Origin of the sequence: Beduinella massiliensis, assembly GCF_900199405.1 — a bacterium.
Lineage (GTDB): Bacteria > Bacillota > Clostridia > Christensenellales > Aristaeellaceae > Beduinella > Beduinella massiliensis.
In genome coordinates, this window is record NZ_LT963430.1 from 473,752 (window position 1) to 490,149 (window position 16,398).

General features: G+C 60.9%; 14 protein-coding genes and 1 tRNA gene. 10 read left to right on the top strand and 5 right to left on the bottom strand.

What is annotated here, in order from left to right; genetic code table 11:
- Nucleotides 1-131: 131 nt before the first annotated feature.
- The 4 genes from C1725_RS02950 to C1725_RS02965 form a co-directional block, all read right to left on the bottom strand.
- Nucleotides 132-1,274 (bottom strand): enolase C-terminal domain-like protein, encoded by a 1,143-nt coding sequence (locus tag C1725_RS02950; protein WP_102410193.1) that lies wholly within the window; start codon nucleotides 1,272-1,274, stop codon nucleotides 132-134.
- Between the two features lie 17 nt (nucleotides 1,275-1,291).
- Nucleotides 1,292-2,125: an ABC transporter permease subunit gene (locus C1725_RS02955; RefSeq protein ID WP_102410194.1), complete on the bottom strand. Its 834-nt coding sequence runs from the start codon at nucleotides 2,123-2,125 to the stop codon at nucleotides 1,292-1,294.
- A gap of 13 nt (nucleotides 2,126-2,138) precedes the next feature.
- Entirely contained in the window at nucleotides 2,139-3,035 is an 897-nt protein-coding gene (locus C1725_RS02960) for an ABC transporter permease subunit (protein WP_102410195.1), read from the bottom strand.
- Between the two features lie 80 nt (nucleotides 3,036-3,115).
- Nucleotides 3,116-4,492 (bottom strand): extracellular solute-binding protein, encoded by a 1,377-nt coding sequence (locus C1725_RS02965; RefSeq protein ID WP_102410196.1) that lies wholly within the window; start codon nucleotides 4,490-4,492, stop codon nucleotides 3,116-3,118.
- A gap of 189 nt (nucleotides 4,493-4,681) precedes the next feature.
- Between C1725_RS02965 and C1725_RS02970 the strand changes: the two genes are divergently transcribed.
- Nucleotides 4,682-5,602, top strand: a complete 921-nt coding sequence (locus tag C1725_RS02970) for an AraC family transcriptional regulator (protein ID WP_346026284.1) — start codon at nucleotides 4,682-4,684, stop codon at nucleotides 5,600-5,602.
- A 64-nt stretch (nucleotides 5,603-5,666) separates the two neighbouring features.
- Here the strand turns inward: C1725_RS02970 and C1725_RS02975 are convergent.
- Nucleotides 5,667-5,743: transfer RNA gene (locus C1725_RS02975), tRNA-Val, on the bottom strand.
- A gap of 218 nt (nucleotides 5,744-5,961) precedes the next feature.
- Between C1725_RS02975 and C1725_RS02980 the strand changes: the two genes are divergently transcribed.
- The 9 genes from C1725_RS02980 (at nucleotide 5,962) to C1725_RS03020 (ending at nucleotide 16,241) form a co-directional block, all read left to right on the top strand.
- Nucleotides 5,962-6,189, top strand: coding sequence for an HPr family phosphocarrier protein (locus C1725_RS02980; protein WP_102410198.1), 228 nt, complete (start codon nucleotides 5,962-5,964; stop codon nucleotides 6,187-6,189).
- Between the two features lie 130 nt (nucleotides 6,190-6,319).
- Nucleotides 6,320-6,856 carry a DUF4364 family protein gene (locus tag C1725_RS02985; RefSeq protein WP_102410199.1) on the top strand — a complete coding sequence of 179 codons (537 nt, stop codon included), beginning with the start codon at nucleotides 6,320-6,322 and terminating at the stop codon, nucleotides 6,854-6,856.
- A gap of 61 nt (nucleotides 6,857-6,917) precedes the next feature.
- The gene (locus tag C1725_RS02990; RefSeq protein ID WP_102410200.1) at nucleotides 6,918-7,346 is read left to right on the top strand and encodes a hypothetical protein; all 429 of its coding nucleotides are present in this window, start codon (nucleotides 6,918-6,920) and stop codon (nucleotides 7,344-7,346) included.
- Between the two features lie 84 nt (nucleotides 7,347-7,430).
- A complete protein-coding gene (gene rimO / locus C1725_RS02995; protein ID WP_102410201.1) occupies nucleotides 7,431-8,744 on the top strand; it encodes a 30S ribosomal protein S12 methylthiotransferase RimO in 1,314 nt (437 codons plus the stop codon).
- On the top strand, nucleotides 8,741-9,277 hold the full coding sequence (gene pgsA, locus C1725_RS03000; protein ID WP_102410202.1) for a CDP-diacylglycerol--glycerol-3-phosphate 3-phosphatidyltransferase: 537 nt from the start codon (nucleotides 8,741-8,743) through the stop codon (nucleotides 9,275-9,277). The genes rimO and pgsA overlap by 4 nt, the downstream gene beginning before the upstream one ends.
- A gap of 47 nt (nucleotides 9,278-9,324) precedes the next feature.
- The gene (locus C1725_RS03005) at nucleotides 9,325-10,575 is read left to right on the top strand and encodes a competence/damage-inducible protein A (RefSeq protein ID WP_102410203.1); all 1,251 of its coding nucleotides are present in this window, start codon (nucleotides 9,325-9,327) and stop codon (nucleotides 10,573-10,575) included.
- Nucleotides 10,576-10,721: 146 nt separating this feature from the next.
- Nucleotides 10,722-11,837: a recombinase RecA gene (gene recA / locus C1725_RS03010; RefSeq protein ID WP_102410204.1), complete on the top strand. Its 1,116-nt coding sequence runs from the start codon at nucleotides 10,722-10,724 to the stop codon at nucleotides 11,835-11,837.
- Between the two features lie 649 nt (nucleotides 11,838-12,486).
- Complete coding sequence (gene rny, locus C1725_RS03015) at nucleotides 12,487-14,028, top strand: ribonuclease Y (protein WP_102410205.1); 1,542 nt, start codon at nucleotides 12,487-12,489, stop codon at nucleotides 14,026-14,028.
- A gap of 233 nt (nucleotides 14,029-14,261) precedes the next feature.
- Nucleotides 14,262-16,241, top strand: coding sequence for a prolyl oligopeptidase family serine peptidase (locus tag C1725_RS03020; RefSeq protein ID WP_102410206.1), 1,980 nt, complete (start codon nucleotides 14,262-14,264; stop codon nucleotides 16,239-16,241).
- The last annotated feature ends 157 nt before the right edge of the window (nucleotides 16,242-16,398 follow it).

A 16,398-nucleotide genomic window follows, 5' to 3' on the forward strand; every position in this document is an offset into this window, starting at 1 on the left:
CGAAAATCCATAAAAATACGCATGATTTATGCGATCATACGGATGAAAGCGCCCGTCGCGCCGCGGCGCGTTTGCGATCAATAAATCCGAACGTCCCCGACAAAAGGGCGTTCGGATCTGGGGGGCTCGGTTTACCGTGCAAGCTGTACGGCTGTATAGTTTTTCAGCAATTCCTCGTTCAGGGTTACGCCAAGGCCAGGCCCCTGTGGGATCGGCAGGTAGCCCTCAGAATCGATGAGGAGGGGCTCTTTGAGAATGCACTGCTGCGTCTCAACGGTTAAAAAGGGCGGATCAAAGGGGTACTCGATCAAGGGGACATTGGCATGGGCGGAGCACACCTGCAGGACGGCTGCCAAGCTCAAAGGCAGGGAACCGAGCGAGCAGACATGCGGCATCAGCCTTTTTTTGTAGTATTCGGTGATCGTGCCCAGCCTGTGAATGCCCGTGACGCCGAAATCACCGAGAATCATGTCCGGCTGGAAGACGTCGTAGGTGTTCCGGTCGATGTGGATGCGGAAGTCGTCCAGGCAGCTGCAGTGCTCGCCGCCCGCGATGAGCGTGCGGAATTCTCCGGACAGCCGCGCGAGGCCGTCGTAATCGCGTCTGTCGAGAGGCTCTTCGACGCACAGCACGTCCAGCCTTTCCATGGCGTCCATCACCTTGCAGGCCGTTTCGTACGACCAGAAGGGGTATGCATAGGAGCGATTGTTCTGATTCGCGTCCACCAGAAGGATCACGTCTTCGCCGCAGGCCTCGCGCACCGCCTCGACTACTTCGATGTCCTCGCGGTAATCGCCCCGGTGCAGGCGCAGCTTAATGGCGCGAAACCCCATGCGTACCAGTTCGCGGCACTGCTGCACGTGCTCCTTTACCGTAAGCAACCTGGAAGTCGCCGCGTATGCGAGGATGCGGTCTCGGCACGTGCCCAGGAGATGCCCGATCGGGTGGCCCGTCGCTTTGCCGACGATGTCCCAAAGCGCGATGTCGATTCCACTGTACGTAGACCTTACGCAGTCCTTTCCGCTCATCAGCCCCATCCAGAACTCCGCCGTATGGAACGGGTCCAGCCCGATGAGCTTATGGAGCGCAAAGGCATCCAACGGCGCGCCGCCGGGCCCGTAGCCGACGATGCCTTCGTCCGTCGTGAGCCGCAGAAGAGGAAAGTCATACGTCCTGGCGGGAATTTTTTCCGCTGAATACCAGGCGACAAGGTAATCCGCCGGCAACTCAAACCGCTGCTTGGATACCAGCGTTTCTGCCTGTATAATTTTCATGATATGCCTCCGAGATGTTATTGCTTGATGCCGGAAATGGAAATGCTGGCCACGATGTACTTTTGGAAGAACAAAAACAGCACAACCAAGGGAAGCGCGCTGATCAGCGCGACCGCCATACGGGGGCCGTAGTAGGTGGTGGTGACGGACGTGTTGAACAGAGAGACGCCGACAGAGATCAGCTGCTTGCTGGAGTCACTGATGACGACAAGCGGCCACAGATAGGCGTTCCAGTTGGCGAGGACCTGCAAAATACACAGCGTCGCGATGAGCGGTCCCGACAGGGGGACGACGATCGACAGGAAGATGCGCCATTCGCCCGCGCCGTCCAGATAAGCGCTCTCGCGAAGCGCGTCCGGAATATTGGCGTCGATATTCTGGCGAGCGAAGAAGATGCCGTATGCGTAGGCGAAACCGCCTAAAATAAGAGGCCAGTACGTGTTGAGCATTTTCCAGGAGCGATACTGTAAAAACAGAGGAACCAGGCGCGATTCAAACGGCAGCATCATCACGGCGAGAATCAGCATAAACAGCGTCTTTTTAAACGGAAATTTCCCTTTGGCGAAAGCGTAGCCGCACATCAGGGAGACGGCCACCGATATCGCCGTATTGGAAAGCGTTACCCCCAACGTGTTGAAAAAATAGCGCCAGATCGGGATCATATCAAAAGCATATGTAAAATTGTATACCGAGAGCTCGCGGGGCCAGAACCGGATGGGAAACGGAAGCCGGTCGAGGGCGAACCGGTCAAACGCAATGACAAAGGCCCACCAAACGGGGACGACGATAAAAAGCAGCAGGACGGTCAGGATCACGGAGAGGATGCGTTTTCTTCTTTTCGCGTACTTCATGTTGATCTCCCCCTCAATGGTCCCTTTGCAGGGACGCGCTCAGCTTTTGACTGAGCATGGTGACAGCGAAGATGATGACAAACAGAATCACGGCGCCGGCGGAGGACAGGCCGTAATTCGGCGTCTCAAAGCTGTATTGGTAGATGTACATCATGATCGTCTGCAGGGAGCCGCCGGGGCGGCCGGACGCGCTGTTCATGCTCAGAACGTACAGATCCGTAAAGCGGGAAAAGCTGGAGATTAAGTTCGTGAATACCAGAAACGCGAAGGTATTCACCATTTGGGGAAGGGTAATGTACCACCATTGCTGGAGCGAATTGCAGCCGTCAACCTCTGACGCCTCGTAATGCTCGCTGGGAATGGACTGGAGCCCGGCCAGCGAGATCAGCATGGCATATCCCGCGCCCTTCCACCAGGACATGATGGAGACGCCCAGCTTGGCGAACTGCGAATCGGCGAGCCAGCCGATCTTCACGTCGTGGCGCAGCAGCATGGAAAGAAAGCTGTTGAGCAGGCCGCCTTCCTGCTTCAACACCATCTGAAATAAGAGGATGACGCTAATGCCGGTCATCACGTTCGGGATGTAAAAGCTTACCCTGAAAAAGCTTTGCAGTTTTCCGCGTCCTAGGCGGTTGAGCAGCGAGGCCAGTCCAAAGCCGATGGCGATGGTGAACATGTCCAGCCCCGCGAGCGCGAAGGTGTTTGCGACCGCCCGGAGAAAGCCGCTGCTGCTGAGCAGCGTGCGGTAATTTTTAAGCCCGACGAACGTTTCGCCAAACCCCAGCACGGACACCTTGAAAAAGCTGTAGTACAGGCTCTTAAAGCTGGGGAGGTAGGACAGCACGAAAAAGGCCAGAAGGCTCGGTAAGAGGAACGAATACCAGGTCAGGTGTTTGCGTACGCGCTTCATAAGGCAGGTTAGACCTCCTCAATCACAGACGGAGAAGCTGCCTTTCGGCAGCTCTCCATCGCTAAAACGGATGTGGATTCTCATTGATTCAGCAGGCTGTATTCCTCAAGAGCCGCCTGAATGTTCGCGGCGCACTGCTCGGGCGTGATGTTTCCCGCGTACATCTCCGACAGGTTCATCGAGCCGACGCTGTTTGCCGGGCCATAACCGTTGTTCCAATATTCGCTGGAAAATGCCTCAAAATTTGTGGGATAGACGCGGTAGATTTCCTGGATGGCACTTACGTAACCTTTGCCGGTCTTCAGCAACTGTTCATAGCCCGACTTGTTGTTAGGGACGTTCATGGTATCGACAAACCACTGCTGAACGGCTTCATCCGTCACCAGGAACTTGATGACCTCCCAAGCCAGATCCTTGTTGGGGCTGTTCTTGGCGATGGCCAGGTTGTTGTCGCCGGAGTGCGAGGTGTAGGAGGCACCGTCGTCGGTAACCGGCAGCGGATAAAAGACGAAGCGGTCTGCGATGCCGCGTACTTCCATCATGTTATACAGCGTGATCTCGTTGTTGGCCTCCCCAAGATAGATCGCGATGTCGTTATCCTCGGTCGCCACGTTTTCCGTGCCCAGTCCTTCCAGAAAAGACCTGGGAGCGGATAAAAACAGGTCGCGCAGGATGGTCAGGGCTTCGACGGACTTTTCCCCGGTAAAGCCGAACTGCGTCTGATATTTCTGATCGGCATACAGGAAATTAACCGCCCCGACGCCCCAGCTTGCGTCCATGTACGCCTTGAAAATGTCGCCGTCGCTGACGGAGAAGGGGTAGACGCCGTAGCATTGCTTTCCGGTCACGGGGTTTTCGCCCGTGAGCTGAGACGCGATGTCCGCCAGCTTCCGCCAGGTGAGCGTCGCGGGGTCGGGCAATTCCACGCCAAAATCCGCGAAAAGCTGTTTGTCCAGAATCATCATGGCGGGGGATATGGTCATCGGGATGCCGGTCGGGATCAGGGCGCCAAAATTGTCCTCGTCCTTGTGGCGGATGGCCGCTCCGATGAACAGCTCGTCTTTGAGCCACGCGTCTCTTTCAAGATAAGGGGTCAGGTCTTCCACCACGTCCAGTACCGCCGCGCCGTGGATGATGACGTCCACCATCTCGCCCGCGACCGCCGTTTGAATTTTAGCCTGCCAGGAATCCCACGGGTTGGCCTGCAGCTCAAAGGTGACGTTGGGAAATTCCTCCTTCAGGCGAGCCTCGACGACGCTGTAGCCCGGCTTCTGGACGCCTGTGACGGGATCGACCACGCCGTCCCGCCCTACCGTCGCAAAACAGCCCGGCCCCAGCAGCCGCAAGGTGCCCGTCCATTCGTCATGCGCTTTTTCGTCGGCCAGGGAGCTGGATATCAGCGTGAAACAAAGCGATAGACATAGAGCAAAAGAAACGAAAACCCGTGTCAGCCTCATCTTTCAAAACCTCCAAGCTAAATTTCTTCACCTGCAGCGCGCTTATACCGGTGATTTAGTTAAACTATAGCTTAGTCCATCCAAAATGTCATATATTATTCGGTTCAATTTGCAAACTATTTTCTGATGCGGTATAATGTCGCCAGACGGCAGGCACCGGCCATAACAGCGTTCAGGAGGGTGATTTCCATGGAATTTCAGCCGCCGGTTATCACCAGCGAGTACAGGGCCGGGGAACTGGTGGGAAAGACGCCGCTGAGATGCTTTACCATGCTTGCGCATCCGGGAAGCGTAGAGTTTTCCCTGCACAGGCATTCGGCCTGTGAAATCGCGATCATTGCCAGCGGCGCGGGGGAATACACCGTAAGGCAGGCAAACCGGACCATCCGCTATCCGTTTGAGGCGGGAACGGTATTCCTCTTTGGCAGCTATGAGGCGCATCTGATTACGCAAATCTTTCAGCCGGTAACCTGGACCATCCTTCATATCGAGCCGTATTTTATTTGGAATCCCAACAACACCATGTACGACTCAAAACATCTGAAGGTCTTCTTCGACAGGTCGTTTGACGGAACAAACCGCTTGGACTACCCGGACGGGGACCTGAAGAAGATATGCCAGACCGTCTACGAAATCAAAGAAGAACTGCAGGAACAAAAGCCGGACTATCTGACGATGACGCTGGCCTGCGTGCAGAGGCTGTTGATTTCCCTGTCGCGGCTGCTGCGCCCGGCGTCGGGCACGGACTCGGGAAACAGAGCCGAGCGTTACCTCATGCGAATACAAAACGCCTATGTTTATATGAACGAACGCTACCTTGAACCGCTCACCATAGAGCAGATCGCCAGGCAGGCCAACATGTCCGTTTCCTATTTTTCCGCTATCTTCCGGGAGTGCAACGGCGTTTCCCCCTGGGAGTACATCATCATAAAGCGCGTCAAGCATGCGATGCGCCTGCTGGGCGAAGGGGAAAACAGCAATATTATCGATATTGCCCTGAAAAGCGGCTTTGACAATACCGCCAATTTCAATAAAGCGTTTAAACGCATCGTCGGATGCACCCCTACCGCCTTCAGAAAGAACGGCCTTGGGACGAACTACTTTACCTGAGGGCGGCGCGGAATACAAAACTGGCGGACATAAAAAAGAACCGTTGAACTTCAACGGTTCTCCTTGGTGGGGTCGATAGGGCTCGAACCTACGACCTCTACGATGTCAACGTAGCGCTCTGACCAGCTGAGCTACGACCCCGCGACAACAATAGATATTATACACGAAATCGAAAAAAAAGCAAGGGGGAAATTTTCGTTTTTGGGCGCGCGGACTTGGGCAGGATGGAAGAGGGGAGAAATCGTTCTTTGTGTATAACGTAGATTCGGCCTGATCCTTCCGTTTTGTGCACATTTTACTTGCATTTTCCGGTACGAAAGGCTATAATAATACCGTGCTCAAGAGAGGAGGCATGTAAAATGAAATCTATTACCATCAAGTTGTCCCTCGCTGAAAACGTCAAGCAGTTTGTCAACGTCGTGAGCGCTTTCTCTTACGATATGGACCTGCGCGCGGGCCGTCACGTGGTAGATGCCAAGTCCATTCTCGGTATCTTCAGCCTCGACCTGTCCAAGCCGATCACGCTGGAAGTCTACGCCGACAACTGTGACGAACTGATGGAGAAAATCAAGCCCTTCATGGCCTGATCGTTCTCCGGCTGGCCTGCGGTGCAGGCCGGATTTTGTGTACGCATTCGCCGCTCTCAAACGAAGCCGTTTGGGAGCTTTTCTTTATCAGTCGCGGGGCGCGCCCCGCGGCGGAAACGGAGGAATCCGCATGAACGTATCGCACCGCCCGACGCCCACGGAAAACCGGCTCATCCTGCTGCTGATGCTGGAAAAGCTGGGCGCGTGCAGCGCGCAGCAGCTGCTCGCCCTGACCACCGAGGGCGAGATCATGGATTACATCGAGCTTCAGATCGGACTGGGGGACCTGACGGAGGCGGGCATGCTCAGAACCCGCGAGCACGAGATCGGCAAGCTTTACAGCCTGTCGCAGTCGGGCCGCGAGACCCTGGCGATGTTCCTCGGCCATATCCCCAACTCCCGGCGGGAGCGCGTAGAAACGCTCTGCGCCGCCTGGAAAGGGCGCGTCAGCCGCGAAAAGCACGTCCTTTCGGACTGGCGGGAGGAAGGGGACGGCTTCGTCGTGCGCCTGCGGCTGCTCGAGCAGGACATGACGCTCATGGACCTTCGCCTGAACGTGCCCACGCGCGCGCAGGCGGGAATCATGTGCAAGCGCTGGTCGGACTGCGCGGGGGACATTTACGCCGGGCTGATGCACAGCCTGGGCGAGGATGAGGAAAAACGGTGAGGGGGAAGATAAGGCGCCTGAAAGCGGCCGGTCATAGGCCAATAGAGGAGGAATCGCCAGAATGAAGGCGCTGCTTTACTGGATCATCGACGTCATCAGCCACATCCACGAGGACATTCTGCACTTGAACGACGCCATGGAGGCGTCCTTTACGGACAAGGAGCTGCACTTTATCGTCATCGGCGTGCTGGGTATGCTGATCTTTTTCGCCGTGCACGCCGTGTTCAAGCGCCTGGCAAAATTCAGCATCACCGCCGTGTCGTTCATCTACGTGTTCACGGTGATGGTGGTCATCACATTCGCCATTGAAATCGGGCAGAAGGTTTCGGGCACCGGAAACATGGACTTTGGGGACATCGTCTCGGGCATGTGGGGCTTTATCGCCCTGTTCGGCGTCTACGCGCTCGTCCGCGCGGGCGCGGCGCTCTTTCGGCTGCTGGCCCGCCGGATCAGGGCAGGAAGGCCCCCGCGGGACGAAAGTGGGAATTGATTTTTGACGCGCGGAATGGTACAATACACCTGACAAATGAAACGCATGTTCGCTTTGCGGGCGCGCGGGATAGGAGAACGCGATTTGAAAGCGACTGTTGGCGTGGTCTCGCTGGGCTGCAGCAAGAACCGCGTGGATACCGAACAGATGCTGGGCATGCTTTCGCAGGCGGGATACACCATCGTCTCGGACCCGGCGAAGGCGCAGGTCATCATCGTGAACACGTGCGGGTTCATCGGCCCGGCCAAGGAAGAATCGATCGAAACCATCTTTGAGATGGCGCAGTATAAAGAGAAGGGATGCTGCCAGCTGCTGGTGGCGACGGGCTGCTTTGCCCAGCGCTACCCGGAGGCCGTAAAGGAAGAGATGCCGGAGGTCGACGCCATCCTCGGCGTCGGGCAGTACGACAAGCTGCTGTGCGCCCTCGAAGAAGCGTCGCGCGAGATGCGTCCGCTGTACGTCAAGCCCTCGAGCGGCTTTCTGGAGTGCGAGCGCGTGCTGACGACGCCCAGCTACAGCGCCTACGTAAAGATCGGAGATGGCTGCGACAACCGGTGCAGCTACTGCGCGATCCCGCTCATCCGGGGCGGCTACCGCTCGCGCCCGATGGAGGACATCCTGCAGGAAATCAAAGCCCTCGCCGCGCGCGGGGTGAGCGAAATCACCCTGGTGGCGCAGGATACGACGCGCTATGGAACCGACTGGCAGGACGGGCGCAGCCAGCTCCCCGAGCTCCTGGAGGCCGCCTCGAAGGTCGAGGGCGTGACCTTCCTGCGCACGCTGTACTGCTACCCCGACCGGGTGGACGAGCGCCTGCTCGACACCATCGAGCGCCTGCCCAACGCGTGCAGGTACATCGACCTGCCGATACAGCACATCGACCCGCTGCTGCTGCGCCGCATGAACCGGCACGGCACGGCGGAGCACATCCGCTACCTGGCAAAGGAGATCCGCCGCCGCGGCATGATGCTGCGCACGTCGATCATCGTGGGCTTCCCCGGCGAAACGCAGGAGCAGTTCGACGAGCTGATGGACTTCGTTCGGGAAGCGCAGTTCGACCGCCTGGGCGCGTTCGCGTACTCGGCGGAGGAGGATACGCCTGCGGCCCTCATGCCGGATCAGATTCCGGAGGAGGTCAAGCAGCAGCGCCTCGACGCGCTGATGGAGCTGCAGCAGGGCATATCGCTCGCGCGCAACGAGCTGCGCGTGGGCACGACCTGCCGCGTGCTGGTCGAAGGCAGGCGCGAGGGCTACCTCGTGGGCCGTTCCGAGATGGAGGCGCCGGAGACGGACGGCCAGATCCTCTTTACGGCCGGGGAGGACGTGCGCCCCGGCAGCTACGTGGACGTGCGCATCACGCGCGCGCTGGAATACGACCTGATAGGAGAGCGCGTATGAACTTACCCAACAAGCTGACGCTCGCGCGCATCTGTCTTACGCCGGTTTACCTGATCCTCATGTGGGCGGGCGGCGACGCCGCCTGGGCGAACATCGCGGCGCTGGCCGTCTTCATGGCCGCGTCGTTTACCGACCTGCTGGACGGGAAGATCGCCCGCAGCCGCGGGCTGGTCACGAACTTCGGCAAGTTTATGGACCCGATCGCGGACAAGCTGCTGACGATCACCGCCTTCATCGTGATGGTGGACATCTCGCGCATGCCGGCCTGGATGTGCGTCGTCTTTGTGGCGCGCGAATTCGTGGTCAGCGGTCTGCGGCTGGTGGCCGTGGAGCAGGGGCGCGTGATCGCGGCGGGCATGCTGGGCAAGGTGAAGACGGTGCTGCAGATGGCGGCGGTGATGCTGCTTACGCTGAACGTCGCCCCGCTTGCGGCGGTGACGGAGATCGTGCTGTACGCGGCGGTCGTGATGACCGTCTGGTCGATGGCGGATTACGTCTGGCAAAACCGCGCCGTGCTCTCGGAAAAGAAATAGAAGGCATACGCCCTTCATCCCGACGAATCGAGAAGGAGTTCATCATCTTGATCGCAGAAATCGTATCCATCGGCACCGAGCTGCTCATGGGGCAGATCGTCAACACCGACGCGCAGTACCTCTCGCGCAGGCTATCGATGCTGGGCATTTCGGTGTACTACCACACGACCGTGGGCGACAACCCCGCGCGCATGGAGGAGACGCTCCGCCGCGCGCTTTCGCGCAGCGATGTCGTCATCACCACCGGCGGCCTGGGCCCGACCGGCGACGACCTGAGCAAGGAAATCGTCGCGGGGATGCTGGGCCTGCCCATGGAACGCGACGAGGAGAGCCTGCGAGACATCGAGCGCTACTTCAGCGCGATGCACCGCGCGATGGCGGCGAACAACGAGCGCCAGGCGATGTTCGCCAAGGGCGCGATCATCCTCAAGAACGACCGGGGCACCGCGCCGGGCTGCATCGTGGAGCAGGGCGGTAAGGCCGTCATTCAGCTTCCGGGGCCGCCCTACGAGCTCAAGGACATGTTTGAAAAGCGCGTGATGCCCTACCTGACGCGCCGCACAGGCGGATCGATCGCCTCGCGCTACGTGCGCATCTTCGGCGTGGGCGAGAGCGACGCGGAGACGCGGGTAAAGGACCTGATCGACGCGCAGCAGGACGTGACCATCGCGCCCTACTGCTCGCTGGGCGAGGTGCAGCTTCGCGTAAGCGCGCGCGGGCAGGACGAGGAAGCGGCGCTTTCGCGCATTCAGCCGACGGTGGACGAGATCGTGCGAAGGCTGGGCGACGCGGTGTACGCGGTCAGCCGCGAGCCGTCGGACAGCATGGAGCACTACGCGGTGGACGCGCTGATCCGCGCGGGCCGCACGGTGGCGGTTGCGGAGTCGTGCACGGGCGGCCTGGTCGCGGCGCGGCTGGTGGCGATCGCCGGGGCGTCGGCAGTGCTGCACGAATCGCACGTGACCTACGCGAACGAGGCGAAGGAGCGCTACCTGGGCGTGCACCCCGAAACCCTCGCGCAGCACGGCGCGGTCAGCGAGCAGTGCGCGCGCGAAATGGCCGAAGGTTTGCGCGCGCGCAGCGGCGCGGACGTGGCGGCCGCGACGACCGGCATCGCCGGTCCGGGCGGCGGCACCGCGGAAAAGCCGGTGGGGCTCGTGTACGTGGCGGTCTCCGCGCCGGAGGGAACGGTCGTGCGGGAGCTTAGGCTCAGCGGCGACCGGGAGCGCATCCGTTCGCTCGCCGCGCTGCACGCGCTGAACATGATTCGTCTGGCGGCGAAGGGCGAGCTTTGCTGAGGCGGACGCTTTCCGCCATGTATTTTAAAAAGCGATAGCGCAGGAAAAGGACCGTGAAGAAGGGATTCCAAAGGGGGAAATGCCCTTTGGCCGGGGGAACCTTGGGGCGGCGGGCCCCGGGGCCCCCGAAAGGAAAGGAGCATACGATGGCGGCGAAGGACAAGAAGGAAAAGGCGGCGCTTCCCGAGACGGACGACGAGAAGAAGAAAGCGCTGGAGGTCGCCCTGGCGGGCATTGAAAAGCAGTTCGGCAAGGGTGCGCTGATGAAGCTGGGCTCCAAGGGCCAGCTCAACGACATTCAGGTGATCCCGACCGGGTGCCTGGTGCTCGACGCCGCGCTGGGCGTGGGCGGCATCCCCAAGGGGCGCGTGGTGGAGGTCTTCGGGCCGGAATCCTCCGGCAAGACGACCGTGGCGCTGCACGTGGTGGCCGAGTGCCAGAAGCAGGGCGGCGTCGCGGCGTTCATCGACGCGGAGCACGCGCTCGACCCGGCCTACGCGAAAAAGCTGGGCGTGGACATCGACGAGCTGTACGTCTCGCAGCCGGACACCGGCGAGCAGGCGCTGGAAATCTGCGAGGCGCTGGTGCGTTCCGGCGCGATCGAGCTGGTCGTGGTGGACTCCGTCGCCGCGCTGGTGCCCAAGGCCGAAATCGACGGCGAGATGGGCGATTCGTTTGTCGGCCTGCAGGCGCGCCTCATGTCGCAGGCGCTGCGCAAGCTGACCGGCGTCATTAACAAGACGGGCGCGACGGTGATCTTCATCAACCAGCTCCGCGAGAAGGTCGGCGTGATGTACGGCAACCCCGAGACGACGCCGGGCGGCCGCGCGCTCAAGTTCTACGCCTCCGTGCGCATCGACGTGCGCCGCGGCGAGCAGCTCAAGAACGGCGCGGAGGTACTGGGCAACCGCACCAAGGCCAAGATCGTCAAGAACAAGGTCGCCCCGCCCTTCCGCGTGGCGGAGTTCGATATCCTCTACGGCGAGGGCATCTCCAAGGAGAGCAGCCTGCTCGACCTGGCGATCGAGCGCGACATCATCCACAAGAGCGGCGCGTGGTTCAGCTATAAGGATCAGCGCATCGGACAGGGCCGCGACAACACGCGCAAGTTCTTAAAGGACAACCCCGACGTGACCCAGGAGATCGACGCGATCATCCGCGCGGAGCTGATGGCCGGAAAGATCGAGGCCAAGCTGGAGGCGGATGGCGGCCGCGAGGACGAGCCCTTGGAGCAGCCGAGCCTTTTGGACAGCGAGATCTGAGGCGGCTCAGCGGAGCGGCAAAGCATCGTCCTGTGAGGGGAGATGCGTTGACCATCGCGCAAAAGGAGCATTCATTTTGTATGAGGCCGTCGGCTAAGCTGATGGCCAGTGCCGCCCGGAACGAATTCGTTCCGGGCGGCTTTTGCGCGTCCGGCCCGGCGCCGGACGCCGGGATGCTTTTTGCGGCGCCCGGCAGGAGGAGCGGGGGACGACCGCAAAAGGTGGACAAAAAATGTTTTGGCAAACAAAAAATTCGTAGAAGCCGCCCGGAAACGTCCGCATGCGCTTGACAGATGTGCGGCAAATCGGTACAATAATTCTGTAAAGATGTAAGTGCCTAGGTTGGACAAGTTCGTCCGGGCGTTTGATGTCTTCTGAATACAGGCGGTTTTCGCCTTTGGTTGGATAGATGGCGGTGTGGGTCGTTTTCTGCCGGTCTATGTTTGTCAAAAAGGATTAAACCGCGACGTATAGATTGAGACAACATGCTGTTGCCTGCTTCATCCGTCTTTTTGTGTGCGCTGCGGCGCTTGGAAAAAAGGCGTGTTTTGGGTTGGGCGGACGAACAAAGAGCTTGAAAGCTTGAATCCATTGCCGAGCGCTGCATGCGACTCGGCTCTATTTTTTCATGAAGGAGTGAGAGAAGACATTGACCGCCTTGTGGATCATCATCGGGCTCATCATCGGCGGCGCCGCGGGCGCATTCGCCGGATATGGATACCGAAAGAACACGCAGGAAAAGAAGATCGGACGGACGGAAGAGTACGCCAAGAACCTGCTGGAAGAGGCGCAGCGCCGCGCCGAGGATAAGAAAAAAGAGACCATCCTGGAGGCCAAGGAAGAGGTGCTTCGCCTCAAGACCGAGCTGGACCGCGAAATTCGCGACCGGCGCAACGAGGTGCAGCGCAGCGAGCGCCGCGTGCAGCAGCGCGAGGAAACGCTCGACAAAAAGATGGACAACCTGGAGGTTCGCGAAGAGGGCCTCAACCGCAAGCAGGAAGAATTGCAGCGCCTGACGGACGAGGCGCAGGGCATGTACGACAAGCAACTCGCGGAGCTTGAGCGCATCGCGCAGATGACGCAGGAAGAGGCCCGCGAGATCATCATGAACCGCGTGCAGAAGGAAGCCTTCCACGACGCGGCGGTGATGGTGCGCGAGATCGAACAGAGCGCCAAGGAAGACGCGGACAAGAAGGCGCGCAACATCGTCGCCATGGCGATTCAGCGCTGCGCCTCCGACCACGTGGCGGAGACGACGGTTTCGGTCGTCAACCTGCCCAACGAGGACATGAAGGGCCGCATCATCGGGCGCGAGGGCCGCAACATCCGCACGCTGGAGACGGCGACGGGCGTGGACCTCATCATCGACGACACGCCGGAGGCGGTCATCGTCTCCGCGTTCGACCCGGTTCGCCGGGAGGTGGCGCGCATCGCGCTGGAGAAGCTGATCGCCGACGGCCGCATCCATCCCGCGCGCATCGAGGAAATGGTCGAAAAGGCCCGCAAGGAGGTCGACAACCAGATCCGCGAGGCGGGCGAGCAGGCGGTCTTTGAGACGAACATGCACTCCATCCACCACGAGCTGGTGAAGCTGCTGGGCCGCATGCGCTACCGCACGAGCTACGGGCAGAACGTGCTCAAGCACTCCATCGAGGTTTCGCACCTCGCGGGCCTGATGGCCGCGGAGCTGGGCGCGGACGTTCAGCTCGCCAAGCGCGCGGGCCTGTTGCACGACATCGGCAAGGCGGTCGACCACGAGCAGGAGGGCACGCACGTGCAGCTCGGCGGCGAACTCGCCCGCAAGTACCACGAGCCCGCGGAGGTCGTGCACTGCATCCTCGCGCACCACAACGACATCGAGCCGCAGACCATCGAGGCGGTGCTCGTGCAGGCCGCGGACGCCATTTCCGCCGCCCGCCCCGGCGCGCGCCGCGAGTCGATCGAGAACTACATCCGCCGCCTGGAAAAGCTGGAGGAGATCGCCAACGCCTTCCCCGGCGTCGAAAAGTCCTTCGCCATCCAGTCCGGGCGCGAGGTGCGCATCGCCGTCAAGCCCGAGGACGTCAACGACGCGGGCACGCTCATCCTCGCCCGCGAGGTGGCCAAGCGCATCGAGAAGGAGCTCGAATACCCCGGCCAGATCAAGGTCAACGTCATCCGCGAGACGCGAAGCGTCGAATTCGCGAAGTAAAGCGGCGCGGGCGGCTGCACAAGCTCGCTGTGCTGAAAAATTGCATAAAGAATCCACTCCCGAACGTCGTTTGGAAGTGGATTTTTTGTCGCCGCCATCGAGCGAAATCTGACTTGCGGCTGTTTGGCCGCGCAGGCCGCTGTGCCCCTGAATTGCGACGGACGGCAGGAACGGGGCCTTTTCGCGTCGTATTATTCCCCTATCGGAAACGACACGAAACGGAGGCAGCATTCATGCAGAAGCTGAAACTGGAGGACTTTTTGCACTACCAATACGCGTCCGAGCTCTCCTTCGCGCCGGGCGGCGCACACGCGGCGTTCGTGGTGACGCGCGCGGACGAGCAGGAGAACAGCTACAGGGGCGCGCTGTACGTGCTCGAAACGAAGAGCGGGGAGAGCCGCCCCCTGACCGCGCGGGACGGCAGCGGCTACTTCTGGGACGGCGAGGACGCGCTGGTCTTCCCGGCGCTGCGCGAGCAGGCGGACAGGAAGCGCGCGGAACGGGGCGAGGCGCTGACGGTGTTTTACCGCATCGCCCTTTCGGGCGGCGAGGCGCAGGAGTGGCTGCGCCTGCCGTATCGGGTGAAGAAGGTCAAAAAGCTCGCGGACGGCCGTCTGGTGATGGCCTGCGAATGGAAAATCGGCGGGCCGGACTTCGCCAGCATGACGGACGCGCAGCGCGAGGCTGCCCTCAAGGCGCTGGAGGAGGAACGCGATTACGAGGTGCTGGACGAGATCCCCTTCTGGGGCAACGGCCAGGGCTTCATCAACAAGAAGCGCACGCGCCTGCTGCTGTGCGAGCCGGACGGCGGCCGGACGACGTTCCTCACCGCGCCGGAGATGGACGTGGACGGCTTTGAGACGGAGGGCGCGCGCGTCCTCTACGTGGGCGCGGCCCCGCAGGGCAAGCGCGGGGTCACGAGCGGCGTGTACCTGATCGACGTGGACGGCGGGCAGGAGGAATGCCTGCTCGCGGACGGGCGGCTCGAGGTCGAGCGCGCCGCCTTCTGGCAGGGCGAGGCCGTATGCCTGGCGACGGACATGGCGCGCCACGGGCTCAACGAGAATCCGGCGCTGTACGCGCTGCGCGGCGGCGAGGCGGTCAGGCTGTTTAGCCGGGACGAGGCGCCGGGCAGCAACGTCGCGGCCGACGCGCGCTATGGAAGCGGCTACGGCGTGCGCTTCGAGGGCGGGGACCTCTACTACACGAACGCGCACCACACGGACACGCAGCTTCTGCGCGTGAAGAAGGACGGCTCCGCCGAGGTGCTCGTGGACGGCGCGGGCTCGATCGACTGCTTTGACGTGTGCGATGGGCGCATCCTGCTGGTGGGCATGCGGGGGCTTTCATTGCAGGAGGTCTACGCCCTGACGGCGGAGGGCCTTAAGCAGCTGACGAACCTGAACGGGGACTTCCTTAAGACGCGCACGCTCTCCATCCCCGAGCCGCTGACCGTGGAGTCGGACGGCGTCGCCATCGAGGGCTTCGTCCTGAAGCCCGTGGACTTCGACCCGCAGAAGCGCTATCCAGGCATTCTGGACATCCACGGCGGCCCGAAGGTCGCCTTCGGCAGCGTGTTCTTCCACGAGATGCAGGTATGGGCGAACGACGGCTACTTCGTCTTCTTCTGCAACCCGCGCGGCGGAGACGGCCGCGGCGACGCGTTCGCGGACATTCGCGGCAAGTACGGCACGATCGACTACGACGACCTGATGCGCTTCACGGACGCGGCGCTCGCGCGCTATCCGCAGCTCGACCCGGCGCGCCTGGGCGTGACCGGCGGCAGCTACGGCGGCTTTATGACCAACTGGATCATCGGGCACACGGACCGCTTTGCCGCCGCGGCGTCGCAGCGCTCCATCGCCAACTGGATTTCCAAGACGAACATGACGGACATCGGCTACTACTTCAACACCGACCAGCAGCTCAGCACGCCCTGGGAGAACCACGAGAAGATGTGGTGGCATTCGCCCGTCAAGTACGCCGACCGGTGCGTGACGCCTACGCTCTTCATCCACTCGGACGAGGACTACCGCTGCTGCCTGGCCGAGGGGCTTCAAATGTTCACCGCCCTCAAGTACCATGGGTGCGAGGCGAGGCTTTGCATGTTCCGCGGCGAAAACCACGAGCTGTCGCGCAGCGGCAAGCCGAAGCACCGCGTGCGCAGGCTCAGGGAGATCGGCGGTTGGTTTGACGAGCACCTGAAAAAGTGAGCAGGGATAGCGCGGCTCGCGGGAGAGGACGACTTTTTCCTTGCAAATTTTCGTGCGCTGTGCTATCATGTCTGCATTCCAGATATCGCGTTTGAGAAAAGAAAGTGCCTTGTTCCTGTGCCAAGAGAGCCTGCGGGGGGTGCGAGCAGGCGGCAGG